The organism is Streptomyces humi (genome assembly GCF_001005085.2).
In the GTDB taxonomy this organism is placed as follows: Bacteria; Actinomycetota; Actinomycetes; order Streptomycetales; family Streptomycetaceae; genus Streptomyces; species Streptomyces humi.
This window is the reverse complement of sequence record NZ_LBMU02000210.1, coordinates 1-1,517: the sequence shown is the minus strand read 5'-3', so window position 1 is coordinate 1,517 and position 1,517 is coordinate 1. Positions and strand designations below refer to the sequence as shown.

At 72.8% G+C, this 1,517-nt stretch carries 2 protein-coding genes; one reads left to right on the top strand and one right to left on the bottom strand.

The annotated features are described in order from the left end of the window. Positions 1-54: 54 nt before the first annotated feature. Complete coding sequence (locus tag AAW13_RS43955) at positions 55-705, bottom strand: NADPH-dependent F420 reductase (protein WP_046728933.1); 651 nt, start codon at positions 703-705, stop codon at positions 55-57. A gap of 211 nt (positions 706-916) precedes the next feature. On the opposite strand from AAW13_RS43955, the gene AAW13_RS43950 reads away from it, so the two are divergent. Then, the gene (locus tag AAW13_RS43950; protein WP_046728961.1) at positions 917-1,360 is read left to right on the top strand and encodes a GNAT family N-acetyltransferase; all 444 of its coding nucleotides are present in this window, start codon (positions 917-919) and stop codon (positions 1,358-1,360) included. Positions 1,361-1,517: the final 157 nt, after the last annotated feature.

Below are 1,517 nucleotides of genomic sequence, written 5' to 3'. Positions count from 1 at the left end.
GAAGGGGAGTGGGTGGGAGCGGAAGGGAGGTGGAGGGGAGTGGGTGGGAGGGGGTCAGGGGGCGACTATCTTCAGTGCGCTCATCCAGTCGTGTCCCTCGGGTCGCGTCTGGAGAGCCATGTGCAGCAACTGGATGCCCTCCAGCTCACGGGCGTGCCGCAGACCGCCGACGATCACCGGGTTGAGCCCGCCGGAAGCGGCCAGTTCGGCGACCTGGTCCCGGGCCGCCTCGTCGTCGCCCGCGATGAACACGTCCAACGGCAGCCCGCCGACCTCGCCCGCGACCAGCGCGCCCGCGAAGGTGGTGTTGAAGGCCTTCACCACATGGGTGCCCGGCGCCGCGGCCTTCGCGAGCTGCTGCGCGGCGGAGCTGTCCGCGGGCACCGTGAGCGAGTCGAAGGTGGCGAAGTCCACGGGGTTGGAGATGTCGACGACGGTCTTCCCGACGAGCCGGTCCGCGTACTCGGTGATGACCTGCCGGGCGGCGTCGAACGGCACGGCCAGCACCACCACGTCCGCGGACCCGACCGCGTCCGGCACGGCGGGCTCGACATCGGCCCCCGTCACCCGCTCGGCCAGGGCTTTCGCGAGGACGTCGGCCTTGGCGGGATCCGTGCCGATCAGCCGGACGGTGTGCCCGCCGGCCAGGGCCCGGGTGGCGATACCGCCCGCCATGTTGCCGGTGCCGACGATGTAGACCCGCATGGGAAGCCCCTTCCGTTGGGGGTGGGAGCTGTCGAGGGCCGGCCGGCGCGAGGCCGCCGCACTCCGACCGAACCAGGATAAAGCGCCCAGCTCACCGCAGCTCGGGCTGGCGGCTCGAAGGGCCGCGCACGTCCCCCTGCCTGCCGCCCTGCCCGCCCCCCCGGGGCCCCCGGCCGGCTGTCCGCCGGTCGTGCCGGATAGCGTGGCGATCATGGGGAAGTGGCAGATGCGGCCGGCGTCGTCGGCGGACGTCGAGGCGGTGGCCGAACTGCGGGCGGTCGTGCTGCGCGCGGATCTGGAGCGGCTCGGGCGGTACGACCCGAGGCGGGTGCGGCAGCGGCTGCGGGACGGGTTCGACGCGGACCGCACCCGGGTGATCGAGGTGGACGGCGCCTTCGCCGGCTGCGTGGCGCTGCGGCCCGCGGGGGACGCGCTCTGGCTGGAGCACTTCTACCTGGCTCCCGCGCTCCAGGGGGCCGGGATCGGCTCGGGCGTGCTGCGTGAACTGCTGGGGGAGTGCGACCGTGACGGGTCCCGGGTCCGGCTGAACGTCCTGCGGGGCAGCGCGGCCAGGCGGCTCTACGAGCGGCACGGCTTCACCGTCGAGTCCGAGGACCCGGTGGACGTCTTCATGGTGCGCCTGCCGTCCGCGTGAGCGCGGGGTCGTACGGATCACCCCACGACGCATAGGGAAAACCCTCGAATGACCTCGACGCGGCTGACATGTGCGGGTCAAAACTGGAATCCTCGCTGAGCACACGCTTCCCCCAGGGCGTGTCCACGGATCACGGACCACGCGTCCCGGTCCCGGA